Source organism: Pseudoalteromonas sp. 0303, from assembly GCF_013349995.1.
GTDB lineage: Bacteria > Pseudomonadota > Gammaproteobacteria > Enterobacterales > Alteromonadaceae > Pseudoalteromonas.
This window is the reverse complement of the sequence record NZ_JABVXF010000022.1, coordinates 25075-42413: the sequence shown is the minus strand read 5'-3', so window position 1 is coordinate 42413 and position 17339 is coordinate 25075. Positions and strand designations below refer to the sequence as shown.

Genomic DNA, 17339 nt, shown 5'->3' with positions numbered 1-17339 from the left:
TCATTAGTAAATCAAACAAAAGATGGCTCACAGCCACGCCCATTAATGAGCACAGTGATGTTACTACTGGGCCCATTAGTGATGTTATTAACTTGCTTAATCGATCCACCAGCGGGTATGAGTGTATCAGCACTACGTACCGCAGGCCTTGCATTTTGGATGGCTTCTTGGTGGGTAAGCGAAGTTGTGCCAATTCCTGCTACTTCATTATTGCCACTGGTTATATCACCTCTTGCTGGCATTGCAGCAATCAAAGGGGTCGCGTCACCTTATGCACACCCTTTGATCTTTTTATTCTTAGGCGGCTTTTTGATCTCAATCGCAATGGAGCGTTGGGGTTTACATAAGCGTATTGCGCTTAATACCATGCTTCGTGCTGGTACTAAGCCAAGCCTACAAATTTTAGCCATGATGTTAGTAACGGCATTTTTATCAATGTGGATGTCAAATACAGCAACTGCTGTGATGATGCTACCAATTGCTATGTCAATTACTATGTTGGTTAAACAGTCTAACCCTGAAAATGATCAATTTGGTAAAGCGTTATTATTATCAATCGCTTACGGTGCAAGTATCGGTGGTATTGCTACTTTAATTGGTACCCCACCTAATGCACTTATGGCTGCGTATTTATCAGACAGCTACAAAATTGATATTGGCTTTGCTGAGTGGATGAAAGTAGGTGTACCACTTGCAACTGTTATGCTGGCTTTATGTTGGGTTTGGTTAACTAAGTTTGCTTATAAAGTAGATACCGATTGTGCCAAAGCAGCAAGTAAAGATACTAAATCGTTATTCTTATCGCAGTTACAAGAGCTTGGTGCAATGCAACGCGCTGAAAAAGGCGTAGCAGCCGTGTTTGTTTTAGCGGCAGTATGCTGGATCTTCAGACCTCTACTGGCTGATTTTTCAGGCTTGAAAATCTCTGATACCGGCATTGCTATAGCGGCAGCATTATTGCTGTTCGTGTTACCAGCAAACAAAGGTGATGGTGAGCGTATTCTTGATTGGGAAAGTGCAGCTAAAGTACCGTGGGGCGTGTTACTACTATTCGGTGGTGGCTTAACACTGGCTGCGCAAATTAAATCATCTGGTCTTGCTGAATACATTGCTCACATGATTGAAGGGGCGAGTGCAATTCCATTGGTATTAAGTGTACTGGCTGTGGCAACCTTAATCACTTTCTTAACTGAGATCACCAGTAACACAGCCACAGCGGCAGGATTCTTACCACTATTAGGCCCAGTTGCTGAGTCAGTATTTGGTACACCGCTGGTATGGGTAATTCCTGCGGCTATTGCGTGTAGCTGTGCGTTCATGATGCCAGTTGCGACACCGCCTAATGCAATAGTGTTCGGCTCTGGGCAAATTCAAATGCGCGATATGATCCGCTCTGGCTTTGCACTGAACATAATTGCTATTGCGATGATCACGGTAGTTACTATGACTATTGCCGCAGTGGTATTTGGTTTTTAGTTAAGCCTTTAAGTTTTCAACCTATTCCAACCAATAACAGCGCTCACTATGAGCGCTGTTTTTACATTTATTAAGTTGCTCAGATAAATATAGCTAGTTATAGTGGCTAAAATCGTTTATCAAGAGATGATGTTTTGACTGATATACACGCACAATTACAGAGTGAATTTATAAAACTCAACGATGCTTTTATGGCCGAGCCTTATTTAGCTATTGATAAGCGTATAAAGCTTTTAAAAACGATTAAATCCCGCCTAATTGAAAATGAGCAAGCCTTAGTTTCAGCAACAAGTAAAGACTTTGGTTACCGTACCGAGTTCGATACGGTACTGGGTGACTTATTGCCAACGGTAAAATCATTAACCGACACCATAAAGCGCTTACCTAAATGGTCACGAAACGAATCACGCAGTGTGGGTATCAGTTTATGGCCTTCATCGGCACATATTCATTACCAACCTAAAGGGGTCGTGGGTGTTATCGCGCCGTGGAATTACCCCATTCAATTAGCATTAGTACCGGCTCTTAGCGCATTAGCGGCGGGTAACCGCGTGATGTTAAAACTAAGCGAATTTACCCCACATACCAATGCTGTTATTAAGCAAATAATGGACGGTGACGTTGCTGAGCACTGCATTATTGTTGAAGGCGAAGCCGGCACTGCCGCCTCTTTTTGTGATTTACCTTTTGCTCATTTACTATTTACTGGCTCAACATCAGTAGGGCGTAAAGTGATGCAAGCAGCCAGTAAAAACCTCACCCCAGTTACCCTTGAGTTAGGCGGTAAATCACCGGTGGTGATTCTTGATGATGTGAATATCAAAGAGGCTGCAAAAACTCTGTTATTTGGCAAGTTAAACAACGCAGGGCAAATATGTGTTGCGCCTGATTATGTGTTTGTGCCCAAAAAGCTTGAGCATCAGTTAGTTCTGCAACTCAGTGAGCTGTATAAAAAGCACTTTAAACAAGGTGTTGAAGGTAAGAACCTCACTTCGATTGTCTCTGATAGGCAATATCAACGTTTAATTGCGACATTAAATGATGCAAAAGACAAAGGGGCTCAAGTGTTCGAGCCAATAGAAGGGCATCAAGTCGATGAACTTAAACATCGCATGGGTTTGCATATTTTAACGCAAGTAAATGACGATATGCGGGTTATGCAAGAAGAGATCTTTGGTCCTTTACTGCCAATTATGAGTTATGAATCACTGCAACAGGTGATTGACACTATCAATGCCGATTCATCACCTCTTGCCTTGTATATTTTGGGTCATGACAAAGACAAAATAAGTAAGTTAAGTTCATCAATCAGAAGTGGTACATTGGCAATTAACGATGTACTGATGCAGGTAACAGCAGATCAACTACCATTTGGTGGTATTGGTGAGTCAGGGATGGGGCACTATCATGGTATTGAGGGCTTTAAAACCTTTAGCCACGCACGAAATACCCTAGTATCAGGTAAGTTTAATCCACGTACCAGCTTGTTGCTAAAGCAAAATAAGTTGCTGATCAAACTATTAAAATGGATGTACTTGCGCTGATAAGCGCAAGTACACTGCTTGTTAGAGACGCCCGTCAGGTGCGTATAAACCTGCCTGTATTTTTGCATAAATCGCGTCAGCTTTTTCTTTCGCTGCTTCAATTTCTGCTGGCATCATATTACGCTCATCAAGCTTGCGGCTATGGCTTGCATCCATGTTGCCGTTGTATTCAGCAATGGTATTCCAAATGTATGATTTCTCGAGGTTCTTAGGAACTCCTAAACCCTCGTAATACATCAAGGCCATATTAAACTGAGCAAGAGTAAAGTTATTTGCTGCCGCTTTTTGGTACCAGCTAAGCGCTGTACGGTAATCTTGAATTACCCCTTCGCCATTGGCGTACATAACCCCTAAATTAAACTGAGCTGCCGGGTGATTTTTTTGTGATGCCATTTCATATAATGAAATTGCTTTTTCTTTATCAAGTTTGACACCTTTACCTTCTTGATAAAGCACACCCAATGCAAACATTGAATCAGCATGTACTTTTTTTACTGCCTTTTCGTACAACTCTGCCGCTTTTTGGTAGTTGCGTTGTACACCAAAGCCACCTTCGTACATTTTAGCAAGCTCATACATTGCTGGGGCATAACCTCTGTCTGCAAGGTAATTAAATTCATGAAGTGCTTCTTCAAAACGACCTTCATTCGCCGCTAATTGGGCATCTTCAAGACTGGCATTTGCTAAAGGTGACAAGATTAACGTGCTAGCGAGCAATAGTGTTTTAAAATTAGGCTTGATCATAGTCTGCCTCCAAATGTGTGTTAGGTATCAACAGCAAAGCATTGAGCTATTGATAAAATGCATTGCCAAACAGCCACTGAGCAAAACATCACTTTTAGTTTAGCCCTAACAGCTGCAAATGCCCAATTTATAGACAGCGGCAAGCTTTGCAATTAACAAGTAGGCTTAAGATACAGATTTTACAGAAAAATTAAAGAAATAAAAAAAGCCCGTAGCGGGCTTTTTCGTGTCATATCTACCGTCACCGATATGAGCAATGTAGCAAGTAAAGTGTAACGTTTTATGTCTATGTTTGGGTCGAGGAAACAGACGACAATCAAGAGTTACGTCTTGAACTAACTTGGCAAAACAGCATCAAAGCCTTTAACAGTATGATGTTGCTGTGAGAATAGTTTAGCGAACCAAGTTGTTGATAACGATTATTACTTAGGTTTAGCTATTCGTCAATACTTAAATGATAATTAATTTCATTTAATTGCTATTGCTGAATATTTGTTCTCGGTGGTATGTTTACTTTGTTTTGAAACAGGATTTGAAAAAACTACAATGAAAAAGCTATCAAAGTATCTAATCGTATTTAGTTTATTGTTTACAGTAGCGGGGTGTTCTCCTAGCTTCACTTACAATAACTTAGGTTGGTTATCAGGGTTTTGGATTGATGATTATGTTGACCTCAACAGTGACCAAGCTGATAAATTTAAGCATATCGTCAAAACCAGCCGCGATTGGCATCGAGAAACACAACTTCCTTTATACAAACGTGATCTTGAAAGTTTAAAGGCCATGTTAGATAAGCAAGTTGACCATAACGAACTTAAAGCACACTTTGTTCAAGCAAAGCAGCATTGGCAAACGCTGGTTGATAAAATCGAGCCTGAACTTATCGATTTAGCAAACGCTCTTTCTTATGAACAACGTGTTGAGTTTGTTGCTTCACTGCAAGAAAACATTAACGATGAATACCAAGAGCACGAAGAGAAAACGCCAGAGCAACATAGAAAAGAACGTTTAGAAGAAAACCTTGAAAACTACAAAGAATGGTTCGGTACTAAGCTCACGGCACAGCAAAAAACACTGATAGAGAACTCATCAAATACGCGAGTCAGTACATTTTTACTGTGGATGCAGTACAAGCAAAAGCGTTTAGATGCATTAAAAGCGCTATTTATGCAAAAGCAAAAACCAGCAGATTTTGATAGTCAACTCGCTGTTATCATTAATGACCGTTTTGCATTTATGAGCGATGAGTTAGTTGCCGCCGATGATAAAAATCTCGATAACTACGTTAACTTACTATTGGAGCTAAAACCTACATTAACCGATAAACAGCGTCGTAACGTACGCGATGAGTTTGATGAGTTAATTGAAGAGGTCAGTGACTTGATTAATGATTAGCTGCTAGGTGCTCGTTGTGCTTGAACGCGCAGTAAAATCGCTGCTTGTTAGCATCTTGTACTTTATAGCACATTTTCTCATTTGAAAATAAAAGTCAAAAAGTATTAGTTTTTCTGGTGTTTATGTAAACGTTTGCATTTTTATGCAAGTTTGCTTAATAATTTGTTCCTATAATTCTTGTTTCGCGTTAAAATTAGGCAACTTAAACAATAACGAGAAACCTGATGGATATTGGGGCGCTAAGAGGCACTCAAGCATTACGAAATAACGTTCTTAAATGGATGGGCTTTTGTTTGGGTGTATTGGCAGGAATATTCGCCGGTTTTAATCTTTTTATTAATGACTTTTTTGTCCTTGGGGCATTAGAAGTCGTTTTTGCATCGTTTTGTTTTTATATCTTTTTTTATACTCGAAGACGCAATGGTCATCTTTGGCAATCACTCACATTGTGCGTTTTCTTATCGCTACTCATCACGTTAGGCACGTATCTCAGCGACATTAAAAGTTTGTTGTTTATTTGGACTTGCTCACTACCGGTCCTGTTTTATCTGTTATTAGGTAAACAATACGGCAAAGTTTTGTCGCTGATAGTGGCTGTGCTACAAGGTGTTATTCTATTAACCAAATCAAGTCTTGAACCTCTCAATAGTGTTAACTTTTTACTTAATTTTTCGTTTACCTACATCAGTATCTGGGCGGTATCGCATACTTTTGAGAATAGCCGTGCAGAATATGGTAAGCGGCTCGAAAACTTAGCCTTACTTGATCCTTTAACCGGAGCTGGTAATCGCTTGGCGATGACCCATTATTTTGAAGTTGAACTTAAAAACAAAAATGGCTTGTTTATTTTAATGCTCGACCTTGATTACTTTAAGAATATTAATGATCAATACGGCCACGATGTGGGCGACCGCATTTTAATTGAAGTAACCAGTTTCTTCAGGCAGCGCATTAGTAAAGGCTACGTATTTCGTATCGGCGGTGAGGAGTTTGCTATTTTCTTACCTGATAGCGACCCGCAAAGTGCCTATGAATTTGCAGATATGCTGCGCGAGCACTTAGCAACAACCATCCACAACATTGATGAGCAAGCCATTAATCTGACAATTAGTATTGGTGTTGCTTGCTACATGCCAAACCAAACCCTTAAAAGCTTTATTAAGCGTGCTGATGATGCCCTATACCAAGCTAAGCAACAAGGTCGAAATAGAGTGGTAACGGCTTATGAGTTAAGCCAACAAAATAAAGCGACTTAGCGACTCAAGCTTCGCAAGTTAGCCTTTGTACATAGTGTCAAAGTCAGGAATGTTAGCTTCCCATACTGGAATATCTTTGCCTATGTATTCACGCATAGCATCAAAGAATAATCGTGTTCTTACAGGTAAGTCTCTGTGTGGGTAAACCGCATACACCGCGCTGTAATCGAGTAATTCCATATCGGTTAAAATGGGCACGAGATCGCCACGTTTTACTTCGTCATCAAGAATAAAGGCCGGTGCTAAAACATAAGCATTGCCTGAAATTGCCTTCATCAAAAGTACTTCGGCATCGTTCGCACGAAAGACGCTTTTGATATTTTGTTCAATAATATCGCCATCGGCATTACGATAACGAATACCGCCAATGCGTTTACTTGGGCTTGAATAGCTAGCAGCAGGTAATTCTTTTAAGTCTTCAACATGTTTAGGCATACCGTATGTTTCGATGAACTCAGGTGAGGCTAAAAGTAACATACGGTTGCGGGCGATTTTACGAGCAATGAATGATGAGTCTTTTGGTTCGCCAACACGAAAAGCTAAATCATAGCCCTCTGATACTAAATCAATCAGTCTGTCGTCTAAACGAAGCTCTACTTCAACTTGCGGGAAACGTTTTTGAAAGTCGTTAATGACTGGCTGAATATAACGCTTACCGATAATACTTGATGAGGTAATTTTTAACGTACCACGGGGTTCTTGGTGGTAATTCTCTGCAAGTCTTACGGTATCTGATAGCAAATCTCTGAGTTCAGCTGCTTTTTTTACCATTTCTGCGCCAGCAGCAGTCAATGAAAAAGATCGCGTAGTACGATTAAGTAAACGCACCCCTAATTCATCTTCAAGACGGCTAATTTGTTTTGAAATAACAGAACGGTCTATATTTCTAGACTCTGCGGCCTTGGCAAATGAGCCTCGTTCAATCACTTCAAGCAACATTAATAAGCGGCTGGTGGTATCCATAGCAGTTCCTTAAACTTTATTGGTGCCATTTTGGCATTAATGAATTTAAAAATCCATTATTTTTATCCGCTAATTAGTTCCGTAACATTGTCTCCAATCTATTAACAGGAGAGTCGTGATGAACAAATCTATTCTTGCAGTGGCAGTGACCATTGCGAGCTTAACGCTTGCAGGATGTGGCACAGAAGCCAATCAAGCAGCGCAGCAACAACATTTACAACCAATCGATGTAGCACAAGTGCTTGTTAAGCCTGTACAAAATTGGCACACCTATACAACGCGCTTAGAAGCGCCACAAGAAGTTGCACTTATGCCGCGTGTTTCGGGTGTTATCGATAAAATTAACTTTAAAGAAGGTGACAGCGTAAAAGAAGGCGATTTGCTTTTCACCCTTGATGCTCGCTCATTTGCTGCCGTAGTAGATAGCTTAAAGGCACAAATCGAAAGTGCTAAAGCAGCACTTGAGCAAGCTAAAAGCGAAGCAAAACGCGCAGATCGCTTAACAGAGCGAAAAGCGATTTCAACGGAGCAAGCTGAGTCTCGAAAATCAACTCTAAGACAACGCGAAGCGCAATTGTTAGCTCTTCAGGCTGAGCTTACTGCTGCAGAGCTTGATTTAGCATTTACTCAAGTGCGTTCGCCAATTGATGGCGTTGTATCGCGCGCGAATATCACCAAAGGTAACAATGTTCTTGCAGGTCAAAGCGTATTAACAAGCATTGTTTCAAACCAGCAAATGTATGCTTATTTTGATATTGATGAGCGTACGTGGAATCGGTCATTTGCTGATGTGACAGCGCAAAGTGAACAAGCGGTTGTGATGCAAAAAGTAGGTCAAACCAGCTTTAACTACAATGGCAAAATCAACTTCATTGATAACCAAATCAACGAAACTACCGGCACTCTTCGTGTACGTGCAGTGTTTGAAAACGATGAACAACAATTACGTGCAGGTTCATTTGCTCGTATCAAACTTGCTGCCAATAAAGTGAGCGAAAAAGTCATCGTGCCAGAACGTGCAATTGGTACTGATTTAAAGAATCGCTTTGTACTTACCGTAGGTGAAGGCAATGTTCTTGAATATAAATTAGTGACTGTGGGTGAGCGTTACGGCAGCTTACGAGCGATTACATCGGGTCTAAACGAAAATGATGTGATTGCTGTAAATGGCCCGGCGCGTGTTGGCCCTGGTATGCCTATTTCACCAAACACAGTCACTATTAATAGCGATGGAATTGCATTCACTCTTTCAAATAATCACTCAGATTTGGTTGCTAAACAGTAGGTCAAAATGAAATTTTCACACTTTTTTATCCAGCGACCCATCTTTGCAGCGATGCTGTCGCTTATCTTTCTCATCGCAGGGGCAATCTCGTTATTTCAATTGCCAGTGAGTGAGTACCCAGAGGTAGTGCCTCCAACTGTTGTTGTGACGGCAAGTTACCCGGGTGCAAACCCAACGGTGATTGCCGAAACGGTAGCAACGCCGCTTGAACAAGAAATCAATGGTACAGAAAACATGTTGTATATGTTTTCGCAAGCAACCAGTGATGGCCGTATGACTTTAACAGTTACCTTTGCATTAGGAACTGATTTAGACCGTGCGCAAGTACAAGTGCAAAACCGTGTTAACAGTGCGCTTCCACGCTTACCGCAAGAAGTTCAGCGTTTAGGTGTTGTAGCTGAAAAATCATCACCAGATTTAACCATGGTGGTGCATTTATATTCACCAGAAAAAACGCATGATACAACTTACTTAGCGAACTATGCTGATTTGTATATCAAAGATCAAATTGCTCGTCTTCCAGGTGTGGGTGATGTTCGTATGTTTGGCGGTGGCCAGTACTCAATGCGTGTTTGGCTTAACCCTGATGCACTCTCTGCACGTGACTTAACAGCCATGGACGTAGTAAATGCATTACGCGCGCAAAACCAGCAGGTTGCTGCGGGTAGTTTAGGTGCACAACCAACTTCGAAAAGTAATCAATTTCAAATTCTGATGAATGTAAAAGGGCGCTTAAGCTCAAAAGAAGAATTTGAAAATGTGATCATCAAAGTGGGTGAGCAAGGTCAGCTTACACGCCTAAGTGATGTTGCACGCCTTGAATTAGGCCAAGACACTTATGCACTAAGAGCGATGTTAGATGGTCAACCAGCCCTTGCAATGCCAGTATTCCAGCGCCCGGGTTCAAATGCGATTGAGCTGTCTGATCAAGTGCGTGAAACCATGAAAGGTTTATCAAAAGACTTTCCGGCAGGAGTTGAATACGACATTGTTTATGACCCAACTGTATTCGTACGCGGCTCAATTGATGCTGTAATTAAAACGCTACTAGAGGCAATTGCGTTAGTGGTTATTGTTGTAGTGGTGTTCTTACAAACATGGCGTGCATCGGTTATTCCACTGATTGCGGTACCGGTGTCATTGATTGGTACGTTTGCGGTTATGCAATGGCTTGGTGTATCTATTAATACCTTATCGTTATTCGGCTTGGTTCTTGCCATTGGTATTGTTGTTGATGATGCCATTGTTGTAGTTGAAAACGTTGAGCGTAATATCGAGCAGGGCTTATCACCGCTTGAAGCAACCCGTGTTGCGATGACCGAAGTAACAGGGCCAATTATCGCCATTGCACTTGTCCTATGTGCGGTATTTATTCCTACTGCTTTCATTACAGGTTTATCTGGTCAATTTTATAAGCAATTTGCATTAACCATTACTATTTCTACGGTTATCTCAGCGTTTAACTCGTTAACACTATCACCTGCATTATCAGCGCTGTTACTAAAAGGCCATGATGCAAAACCAGATCGCTTAACTAAGTTATTAAACCGTGTATTCGGTAACTGGTTATTTAAACCTTTTAACCGCTTGTTTGATAAAGGCGCCAATGGCTACGAAAAGCTCGTGCAAAAGCTAATTCGTATGAGTGTAATTGTATTAGTTGCTTATGTTGCGCTTGTTGGTGGCACAGTTAAATTGTTCGATGCTGTACCAGGCGGTTTTATCCCACAGCAAGATAAGCAATATTTAGTGGCTGTGGCACAGCTACCAGATGCGGCAAGCTTAGATAGAACTCAAGAAGTCGTGCAAGAAATGGAACAAATTGCATTACAAGTACCGGGTGTTGCAAACACAGTGTCGTTTCCTGGTTTATCTGTGAATGGTTTCACAAATAGCCCTAACAGTGGCATTATGTTTACTCCACTAGCACCTTTTGAAGAACGCCAAGATCCGAGTATGTCAGCAATGGCAATTGCGGCTCAGTTAAATCAAAGGTTTGCGACTATTGATGAAGCGTTTGTTGCGGTATTCCCACCACCACCAATTCAAGGTTTAGGAACAACAGGTGGCTTTAAACTACAAATTGAAGACCGTGCTAACAAAGGCTTTGAGGCACTCTTTAATAGCTTACAAGCAACCATTGCTAAAGCACAGCAAGACCCTGCGTTAATGGGCCTTTACTCAACCTTTAGAATTCAAGTACCACAAATGGATATCGACATTGATCGTGAGCAAGCGCTTATTCAAGGTATTCCACTTGATGAAGTATTTAATGCCTTACAAGTGTACTTAGGTTCTGTGTACGTCAATGACTTTAACTTGTTTGGTCGTACTTATCAGGTCAATGCGCAAGCTGATGCAGATTACCGTCAAGATCCAGATCAAATCTTGAATCTTAAAGTACGTAACCGTATGGGTGAGATGGTGCCATTAGGCTCTGTATTAACTGTCACGCCTACAACAGGCCCAGATCGTGTAATGCACTATAACGGTTATCCAACAGCTGAACTAAATGGTAGCCCAGCACCAGGTTATAGCTCAGACCAAGCACATCATGCGATTGAAGCAATCCTTGCCGATACATTACCAAATGGTATTGAGTTTGAGTGGACAGAAGTAACGTATCAACAAATATTAGCGGGTAATACCATGGTGTATGTTTTCCCACTGGTTGTATTACTTGTGTTTATGGTACTTGCTGCGCAATACGAGAGCTTAAGATTACCACTGGCCATTATTTTGATTGTGCCTATGACGATTTTCTCGGCCTTGTTAGGTGTGTGGCTTGTTGGTGATGACAACAACATCTTCACGCAAATCGCATTAATCGTACTGGTTGCACTGGCAAGCAAAAACGCCATCTTGATGGTTGAATTTGCACGAGATCAGCATAAAACGGGGCTGTCTCACCTTGAAGCCATTATTAAAGCGTGTCGCTTACGACTTCGCCCAATTTTAATGACATCAATTGCCTTTACAGCAGGTGTTGTACCCCTTGTTTTAGCAACAGGTGCAGGTGCAGAGATGCGTCATGCCATGGGGAACGCAGTGTTCTCAGGTATGATTGGTGTAACTGTGTTCGGCTTATTGTTCACCCCGGTGTTTTATATGTTAGTCACTAAAAAATCGCAGAAGGAGCAACACGATGCATAAGCCTCTTAATGCAATCTTTAAACACGGCAAACTAGTTAGTGCAATGCTGTTAGCCGGAGCACTGGCAGGCTGCGCACAAAGCGTCGATATGCAACAGCAGCAAGTGAGCCTGACACAATTTGTTAGCGATACACAAATTGGTGAACAAAACGAAGGTGCAAGCGAAAATAATTGGTGGCGCCGTTTAGATTCGCCGCAGTTAAACAATTTAGTGACTGATGCATTAGCAATGAATCACGACCTAAAAACCAGTCAACTTCAACTTGATGCAGCCATTGCCCGTTTAGGTGCAGCCCGCGCGGATTATTATCCGCAGGGCAGCCTAAGCGTGGGCGCAGAGCGCAGCAGCTTAGATGGCGCTATTACGCGCCAGTCAAACGCAGGGGTTAATGTTAATTGGCAGCTTGATTTGTTTGGTCGTATTACAGCGTTAGTCGATGCTGCTAATGCAGGTGCACTAAACCAAGCAGAGCAGCTAAGAGCATTACAGGTTGAAGTGGTTTCAGCTGTGGTACAAGGCTATGTGAGCTATCAAGGTAATGTACAAAAGCAAGCTATCATTGAGATGCAAATCGAGGCGCTCGAGCAAAGTATAGATGTGCTCAAAGCGCGAGTAGAAGAGGGGGTTGCGAATGAGCTTGATCTTAACCGTACTCTTGCGCAGTTAAAGCAGCAACAAGCGCTTATTCCTGAGCTTAGTTACTTGCAATATCGTGACCTCGCAACCCTTGCGGTACTAACTGGTCGACTTGCAAGCGACATAACCTTGATAGAAGAGCCTGAGTTATTAAGCCACGAATTTAGCGTGTCGTTTAATAAAGCCAGTGAAGCAATGGCACTCAGACCAGATATCACCAGTGCTTTGTATCAGTTTAGTCAGGCTTATTCGCTAAGTGTTGCCGCCTCAAAAGCATTACTGCCAGATATTAGTCTGGCAGGGTTTGCAGGTGTGGTGAGCTTAACCAGTAATGGCTTAGAAGATACCGTGCAACAATGGCAAGTAACGCCAAAAGTTGAATGGTCATTACTCAGCTATCCTGCATTATTAGCTCAGCGTGATGCACAGCAGTTTTTAAGTGAAGCCGCTTACAGTGACTATCAAAGTAAAGTATTAAAAGCCATTAGCGATAGTGAACTTACTTTACAAAGACTAGTCAAACAACAGCAACAGTTAAGTTATGCTGATCAGCGTTTTAATTATGCGAATAAAGCATTTGGTCAAGCTCAAGCAATGTATCAAGAAGGACAAATTCCTTACTTAGAGTTGTTAGATGCGAGACAGGATGTTTTAATAGCGCAAGAGAACGCTGTTGATTCAACAATTGCTTCGTTACAGGCCAAAGTAAGTGCTTATCAAGCGTTTAATGGTCGCTGGAGCTTTGAACTAAACAACCTTTAACCCAGAGTATTCAATGTCACATATTCAACAAACTACAGATCTTCCGTCAACAATGCGCGCGCTCGCACTGCTTGAGCCAAATGACGCGATTGCGTTATCTGAGCTTTCTGTGCCAGTACCGAGCCCTGAAGGCAACGAGCTCTTGATAAAAGTTGAATATGTGGGCTTAAATCATGGTGATGCCAACTTTGCAAAACAAGGTTTTTGCAAATGGCATTACCCGCATGTATTAGGCCATGATGCTGTTGGGGTGGTTGTTCAAGCAAATAAAGGTGTATTCCCTGGTGTGGGTGCACGTGTTGTATGGCACGCCAGTCTTGGTGACCAAGGTGTGTTATCTGAATACACAACGGTACCAAACTATGCGGTATCGGTTGTGCCAGATAACGTATCACCGGCAGACGCTGCAACCTTACCTTGTTCAGGTATGACAGCATTAATTGCTCTTGATAAGTTGCAGCTAAGCGAAGGGGATTCACTGTTTATTGATGCAGGTGCAGGCGGCGTTGGCCAATTCGCTATTCAATTTGCTAAGCAACGTGGTGCAACTGTGTTTACCACTGCCAGCAAACACAATCATAAGTTACTTAAGCAATTAGGTGCTGATGTGGTGTTTGATTACAAAGACCCAAAACTTGAAGATAAAATTCGCCGTGAATTAGGTCCGCAAGGTTTTGATGCGGTGCTTGATTGTATTGGTGGCGATACCACCATTCGCAATGTTGAGCTAATGCGCTTTTGTGGCCGTATTGCTTGTTTAAATGAATTACCTAAGTTTGAGCAAGAACTTATGTTTAGACGCGCACCAAATATTGGCATTGTATCCTTAGGCGGAGCTTGGCTAGCAAATAGCTTATGTGCGCAGCAAAAGCTAAGCTTTATGGGTAACTTATTACTCGATAATGCAGCCCGTGGCGAGATCAAATTACCGCAAATTCATGCTGTTGATTTTACTCCAGAAGCCGTTTCAGCCGCTTTAAATAAACAACTTGCTGGTGGCTTTACCGGAAAACAAGTTGTGCAGGTAAGCGGTTAATCTTGCAAACTCACTGCCCAGTCATCTTGTTTGATGGTCAGTGCAATCTGTGCCATCTTTGTGAGCGGTTTTTTATAAACATTTAGAGTAAAGCTTGCTATTCTCGTTATTGGGAACAAATCACAATAATAAGAATATGAACATCCTCTTTCTAATCTTTAGTTCGGCCTACATTGCTTTACTGCTATTACAGCCAGCATTGCCTCACCCTTTTATGGCGCTATTTAAAATATCACCAATCTGCTTTTTGATTGTGATGGTGCTAAAAGGGCGCAGTCAGTTACAAAATCGCACTTTTATTACTTTATTATTTGCTCTTAGTTTTTCCGCACTAGGTGATGTGTTGCTAGCCCTTGATACGGGGCAACTGTTTATAGGCGGTTTAGCGGCGTTTTTTGTCAGCCACGCTTTTTATATCATTACCATGTTGCCAATTAAAAACTGGCGACTAGACGTTGTACTTCTTTATCTATTTTTGGCCATCATCGCTTTTTGCTTATTCTATCCAAACTTAAATCACCTGCTCATCCCTGTGCTTTTCTATATGTTGGTACTTACCATAATGGCAAGCCTTACTTGGATGACGGATAAGTCGAACGGCTTTTTAGTGTTAGGTGGGGCAGTGTTTGTAATATCAGACTCTATTCTTGGCCTTAATCGTTTTTATTTAGAAATAGCGCATGCAGATATCGCAATAATGTGTAGTTATTATTTAGCGCAATTTTGTTTGGTAAAAGGGTTTTTGCAAGCAACGAGCAAACATAAATAGCCTTAGTAGCTCAGTGGTGATTGCCGTGATAAAATATGCGCGTTTTAATTTTCGAGATTTTCCATGGCAAATACAGCGCACGCACTGCACATTCTTGTTAAACATAAAGAACAAGCTGAAGACATCATCAAGCAACTTAAAAAGGGTGCTAAATTTCAGACTCTAGCTAAAAAACATTCAACCTGTCCGTCGGGTAAAAAAGGCGGCGACTTAGGTGAATTCAGACGCGGGCAAATGGTGCCCCAGTTTGACAAAGTAGCATTCAGCGGCGAAATCTTAGAGCCACATCTAGTGAAAACGCGCTTTGGTTGGCATGTAATTAAAGTGCTGTACAGAACGTAAAGTTTAAAGCCTGCCTAAAACTAATAAGGCATGTCGTTAGCCCTTAATATTTATTATTAGTGAGTTGAAGCCTGTGGTTTTAACTCCTTTTTGGACAGAGTTTTTATTCGGTAACGCCCGCATAAGGGGCTTTTAATTGTTGGCTAAAATAACGAACGCAGTGAAGAAAGCCAACTGCAATGGCTTGTTAGAGCTACTTTGCCGACAGAGTCTCAGCACCTGATTCAGAGTCTTTTTTCCAACTGAACTCTGTAACATAATTATTTCCAACTTCTTCAAATATGGCAATAATTTCATCTACAGAAAGATAATATAGCTTTTTGTTTTTATCGCTATCAGAAGTAAAGTACACACCCAAAAAACCACCATTTTCAGATTCACATATAGAAAATATGTAACTATGAATGAGTCGACTTGCAATAAACCAAAGATCTCTGTTTTCTTTATTTGGAGCACCCAGATCATACAGTTCATCTATTTTATGATTATTGATGAATGTAACGTCAGTTCCTAGGTGTTTATGCCACTGCAAGGTATACTTTTTAGTCTTTAATTCATCAGTAACTTTAATCGTATCCAAGAGCTTTCGGATAGAATAGAAACCAACAAAAATATCCTTTTCTATTCGAACAAGCGATTGTTCATCTAGCTCTGCGTAGCTTTTATATTCATCAAAAAGTTTTGCACTATCTATAAGTGGTTCTTTCCAATATGAACTTTTGTATAGCACTAGACTTCCTTTGTAACTCTAACGCCTCATTAAGAGGCAAAAAATAGTTGGTTAAAATAAGCGACGCAGGAGCAAAAACCAACTGTTTTTTGTCCTGCTTTAATGACTTGCTAGGTTACAAACTACTCATTATTCTTAAGTTTTTCAAGCAGATATGGTATAATGAACGTAGAAATAAGTCCATTAATTGCACTATCGGAGATCTGCAACATGAACAAAATAACACACGTAAAGACAAAAACCTTTTCTAAGAAAGGAAAAGCAAAGAACTTAAATAAGCTATTGAAAAATAAGGATAAAATAAAAAATGGGTTACCAGCATATGGTATCGTTAGAGCCGCTTCAAAACAAGTTTTACTAGCGATGAAAAACGCTCTAACGATACCATATGCCTGAACATAAGTCAATTATCTCATTTAATACAATAGCTTAATATACTCTCCGATATTGCTTTGTAACCTAACATTTTAGTATTTATGCGACACGCAGTTTGTGTTGCATAATCGCTTGTTGGACTGAGCCGCTACCTGCTCGGTGTGTCAGAGTTGGTGTTGTTTGTGTTATGGGAACTTGTTTTTTCTGGCCTAAGCGATATCAAGCCAACGTTACTGGCGTGTCTATCTTATCTAAGCTATCCCTGCATTACTCAGTGATTATTATGCTTACATTACACCTAAGTTTGGCTAGATAAGCAACTATATATTTGCACGCTTAAAGCAGCTATTAGATCATTTACCCTAACTTGTTTTGGGGCATAATAAAGGTACAGCTTATTTTCTGATTTTGGCATAGAGCTTACCTTAAGCACTAACCCATTTATATCTAAAAATGGTTTTCTACGAATAAGTTTATACACGACAAAAGTGCCCAGAGTGATTTTTAAACGTATATGTTGTGCACATTATGACTGTGCGCTATTATTTCTATACTGATGCACAATAGGACAGTGCAAGGATATGGCTGTAGATTTTAAGGATGAGTGGCTCGAAGCATTCTATGAAGAGGATAAGCGGCATCGACTAATCCCTAAGGTTATCGAGAATGCTTTATATCGTAAGCTAGAAATATTAGATGCAGCAAAGGCTGAATCTGACTTAAGAGTACCACCAGGTAACCGGTTTGAACATCTTGAAGGTAACTTGAAAGATTTGTGTTCAATACGAGTGAACAAACAGTATCGATTGATTTTTAAGTGGGTTGATGGTGTAGCAGAAAACACCTATTTAGACCCTCATAAGTATTGAGGT

The 17339-nt window shown here is 41.0% G+C and carries 15 protein-coding genes; 12 read left to right on the top strand and 3 right to left on the bottom strand.

Annotated elements, in window-relative coordinates:
• Positions 1–45: 45 nt before the first annotated feature.
• Both HUS62_RS14595 and HUS62_RS14590 read left to right on the top strand, forming a co-directional pair.
• The gene (locus HUS62_RS14595) at positions 46–1476 is read left to right on the top strand and encodes an SLC13 family permease (protein ID WP_251604343.1); all 1431 of its coding nucleotides are present in this window, start codon (positions 46–48) and stop codon (positions 1474–1476) included.
• 191 nt (positions 1477–1667) lie between these two features.
• Entirely contained in the window at positions 1668–3020 is a 1353-nt protein-coding gene (locus HUS62_RS14590) for a coniferyl aldehyde dehydrogenase (RefSeq protein ID WP_175080131.1), read from the top strand.
• Positions 3021–3041: 21 nt separating this feature from the next.
• Here HUS62_RS14590 and HUS62_RS14585 read toward each other — a convergent pair whose 3' ends face one another.
• Positions 3042–3764 carry a tetratricopeptide repeat protein gene (locus HUS62_RS14585; protein ID WP_175080098.1) on the bottom strand — a complete coding sequence of 241 codons (723 nt, stop codon included), beginning with the start codon at positions 3762–3764 and terminating at the stop codon, positions 3042–3044.
• A gap of 546 nt (positions 3765–4310) precedes the next feature.
• Between HUS62_RS14585 and HUS62_RS14580 the strand changes: the two genes are divergently transcribed.
• Together HUS62_RS14580 and HUS62_RS14575 are read left to right on the top strand one after the other, a co-directional pair.
• Positions 4311–5159: a DUF6279 family lipoprotein gene (locus HUS62_RS14580; protein WP_175080097.1), complete on the top strand. Its 849-nt coding sequence runs from the start codon at positions 4311–4313 to the stop codon at positions 5157–5159.
• 224 nt (positions 5160–5383) lie between these two features.
• Complete coding sequence (locus HUS62_RS14575) at positions 5384–6415, top strand: GGDEF domain-containing protein (RefSeq protein WP_175080096.1); 1032 nt, start codon at positions 5384–5386, stop codon at positions 6413–6415.
• An 18-nt stretch (positions 6416–6433) separates the two neighbouring features.
• Here HUS62_RS14575 and HUS62_RS14570 read toward each other — a convergent pair whose 3' ends face one another.
• On the bottom strand, positions 6434–7378 hold the full coding sequence (locus HUS62_RS14570; RefSeq protein ID WP_055199166.1) for a LysR family transcriptional regulator: 945 nt from the start codon (positions 7376–7378) through the stop codon (positions 6434–6436).
• 118 nt (positions 7379–7496) lie between these two features.
• Between HUS62_RS14570 and HUS62_RS14565 the strand changes: the two genes are divergently transcribed.
• From HUS62_RS14565 to ppiC, 6 genes are all read left to right on the top strand, one after another.
• On the top strand, positions 7497–8663 hold the full coding sequence (locus HUS62_RS14565) for an efflux RND transporter periplasmic adaptor subunit (protein ID WP_175080095.1): 1167 nt from the start codon (positions 7497–7499) through the stop codon (positions 8661–8663).
• A gap of 6 nt (positions 8664–8669) precedes the next feature.
• Positions 8670–11816 carry an efflux RND transporter permease subunit gene (locus HUS62_RS14560; protein WP_175080094.1) on the top strand — a complete coding sequence of 1049 codons (3147 nt, stop codon included), beginning with the start codon at positions 8670–8672 and terminating at the stop codon, positions 11814–11816.
• Complete coding sequence (locus HUS62_RS14555; RefSeq protein ID WP_175080093.1) at positions 11809–13215, top strand: TolC family protein; 1407 nt, start codon at positions 11809–11811, stop codon at positions 13213–13215. The genes HUS62_RS14560 and HUS62_RS14555 overlap by 8 nt, the downstream gene beginning before the upstream one ends.
• 13 nt (positions 13216–13228) lie before the next feature.
• Positions 13229–14251, top strand: coding sequence for a zinc-binding dehydrogenase (locus HUS62_RS14550; protein ID WP_175080092.1), 1023 nt, complete (start codon positions 13229–13231; stop codon positions 14249–14251).
• Positions 14252–14387: 136 nt separating this feature from the next.
• A complete protein-coding gene (locus tag HUS62_RS14545) occupies positions 14388–15020 on the top strand; it encodes a lysoplasmalogenase (protein ID WP_175080091.1) in 633 nt (210 codons plus the stop codon).
• A 63-nt stretch (positions 15021–15083) separates the two neighbouring features.
• Complete coding sequence (gene ppiC / locus HUS62_RS14540) at positions 15084–15362, top strand: peptidylprolyl isomerase PpiC (protein WP_055021968.1); 279 nt, start codon at positions 15084–15086, stop codon at positions 15360–15362.
• Between the two features lie 193 nt (positions 15363–15555).
• On the opposite strand, the gene HUS62_RS14535 is transcribed toward ppiC, so the two are convergent.
• Positions 15556–16092: a hypothetical protein gene (locus HUS62_RS14535; protein ID WP_175080090.1), complete on the bottom strand. Its 537-nt coding sequence runs from the start codon at positions 16090–16092 to the stop codon at positions 15556–15558.
• 210 nt (positions 16093–16302) lie between these two features.
• Here HUS62_RS14535 and HUS62_RS14530 point away from each other — a divergent pair, with 210 nt between their 5' ends.
• Complete coding sequence (locus HUS62_RS14530) at positions 16303–16488, top strand: hypothetical protein (RefSeq protein WP_175080089.1); 186 nt, start codon at positions 16303–16305, stop codon at positions 16486–16488.
• 560 nt (positions 16489–17048) lie between these two features.
• Positions 17049–17336, top strand: coding sequence for a type II toxin-antitoxin system RelE/ParE family toxin (locus tag HUS62_RS14525; RefSeq protein WP_175080088.1), 288 nt, complete (start codon positions 17049–17051; stop codon positions 17334–17336).
• The last annotated feature ends 3 nt before the right edge of the window (positions 17337–17339 follow it).